Origin of the sequence: Jeongeupia chitinilytica (genome assembly GCF_014652315.1) — a bacterium.
GTDB classification, from domain to species: Bacteria; Pseudomonadota; Gammaproteobacteria; order Burkholderiales; family Chitinibacteraceae; genus Jeongeupia; species Jeongeupia chitinilytica.
Map to the genome: position 1 here is coordinate 1 of NZ_BMYO01000019.1, position 2,312 is coordinate 2,312.

Genomic DNA, 2,312 nt, shown 5'->3' on the forward strand with positions numbered 1-2,312 from the left:
CCGAACGGCGGCAACCGGCCAGTCTGGCGGGCGTGCCGCCGGTACACGTGCTGGCCAGCGCCGGCGATCTGCGCGAGAACCTGCTCGGTCTGGTGCGGTACGCCGGTGGCCAGGGCCAGCCGTTTACCGACGGGGCGGCACTGGAACCGGCCGGGCTGCTGCTGGTAGCCTGGCCGCACCGTCCGGTCGTGCCCGGTAGCCAAGCGGTCTGGCTGGAGCCCGAAGGCACACCGGTGCCCGAATGGCGCAAGGACGGCTGGCACGTGAACGGCTTGAGCCAGCGCGGCATTCTGACTGCGCTACGCCTGGCCGCAGGCCGGGAACCGCATCCTGCGCACACCGCATCAGCCGCTCTTCCGGTGGCGGGCAAACCGCTGCATGTCCTGGTGGTGGAAGACCACCCGATCAACCAGCTGGTGCTGACCGAACAGCTGGAGCAGCTGGGCTGCACGGTAAGCCTGGCCGCAGACGGGCGCGAAGCGCTGCAGCGCTGGCAGCGGGGCGAACGTTGTGACGTGATGCTGACCGACGTGAACATGCCGCATCTGGACGGCTATGCGCTGACCCGGCAGCTGCGGGCCGACGGGATTCGGGTGCCGATCATCGGGGTGACGGCAAATGCGCAAAGCGAGGAGGGCGCGCGTTGTTTGGCGGCGGGAATGGACGCTTACTTGCCCAAGCCGCTGTCCTTGGCTGGACTGAGACAAGCGCTGCGACAGCTTGTAAACCCCAACAGTATGCTGAGCTGGAAAATGTTAGCGCTCTGATGTTGTATACATAGGGTTAAGGTTGATTGTGATTGGCAGCAAAACTTCAGAGGTCGGAACGTGAAAAAGAGGCAATTCCAGCTTTCTGAATTTTTGCTGAATAGTGCGATCGTATTCGCCATTTTTTTATTGTGTGTATTCTTCATTTTTCATGCCTACGTGCTGTTTCAGAAAGCGAGAATTGAGTACGACAGCTTGGCGCGTCAGCATGCAACTTATCTTGTCTTGCGGGGGCAGTCTGAAGCCTGGTTTGTTTCGTCCTTTGCCAAATTGGTGCCACAAGTTGAATTGAAAGTGGCCGATCCTGCGCAAAAGCTGGAGCAGTTTCCTCTTTTTAGCATCCAGAGCGTTCCGACCATTGATTCCAGTGGGAAGGTCGCTGATGCGTCTGTTGAGTTTTTTCGACAGGCGGAATTGTTCTCCATTGTGAATGGTTTTGCGTGGCACGGTGTTGAGGTGAAAGGAAGGCGATTTCTGATTTCTTCCGATGGCCAATCTTTGTTTGGCGCTTCGCAATTGTCTGGTCCAGGTTTTGCAGGCGGGAGGGGGGATGCTGATAAGCAGGTAATGTTGAGAAAGGCCGGCGTCCCCATTTTCAAGAGTTTTTCGCGCAGGGCTACCAAGTCGTTGCAAGGAAGTGCTGTCTGGATTCCAGTATATGTGAGTGCGTTTGATTCAAAGCTAGTGAGTGCTTGCTATTCGCCAATTTTCAATCTGGAAGGTCATCTTGTTGCTTATGCTGTTAGCGAGGTTTCCGTGTCGGATCTTGTTGAACATCAAACGTTGCAGAAATATGGAATGCAACTGGTGTTGCATGATCCTGCTGGTAATCTGGTTTTTTCTGATGCCTCATTGAAGGAAGAGCCTCGAGTTGCGGCAAAGATCGGAGTGATGGATCAGATTGTCAGAACGGATTTCGACTGGAAACAATTGCAGTTGATGATATTTTTTTCTGGAAATCTGAGCCATTGGCGTATGACCTATGTTGTTCCGTTGTCGGCGATGGTTGCCGCACGTGCGGGCGGAATTGCTGCGTCGTTGGTTCTTTTCGTTTTCGGACTCGTCAGCATACTCTGGACTGCTGGGCAGATTCGTCGCCATGTAATTGAACCTTCACGGGAAAATGCCGAGCGCTTCGTCAGGGGGCGTGATCTGCTTCAAACCTTGATGGAGTTGTCGCCGGTTGCCTTGTGTTTATTGCAGCGGAAATATGGTGTGGTATTGATCCAGAACGAACTTTCTCGCGAGTTGTTGAAGCTGGAGGTCCGAAAGGGCGATGCACGCTGGAGTTTGCGGGATTTCTTTCTTGCACTTCCGCCGGCTGAGGCACGGGAGCCCGGTGTGATCGAGGCCGAGATCGAGGCGCATCCTCCCGGTGGCAGTCAGCTTCAGCACCTCACGGTGAAGCTGATTGAAGTTCAGCATGAGGGTCTTCCGGCGCTGTTTTGTGCCTTTTACGATAACAGCGACCGCAAGAACGCCGAGCTGGCACTGGCCAGCGCCAAAAGCGCCGCCGATGCCGCCAACAAGGCCAAGTCGGCATTC

Annotated in this window: 2 protein-coding genes; both read left to right on the forward strand. The window is 55.8% G+C overall.

Features of this window, described 5'->3' with window-relative positions:
* Nucleotides 1-767: response regulator (locus IE097_RS19160; RefSeq protein ID WP_189462496.1), on the forward strand; the 767-nt coding region annotated here is incomplete at its 5' end.
* Between the two features lie 60 nt (nucleotides 768-827).
* Nucleotides 828-2,312 (forward strand): hypothetical protein (locus IE097_RS19165; RefSeq protein ID WP_189462497.1); only part of this gene is annotated, 1,485 nt, incomplete at its 3' end.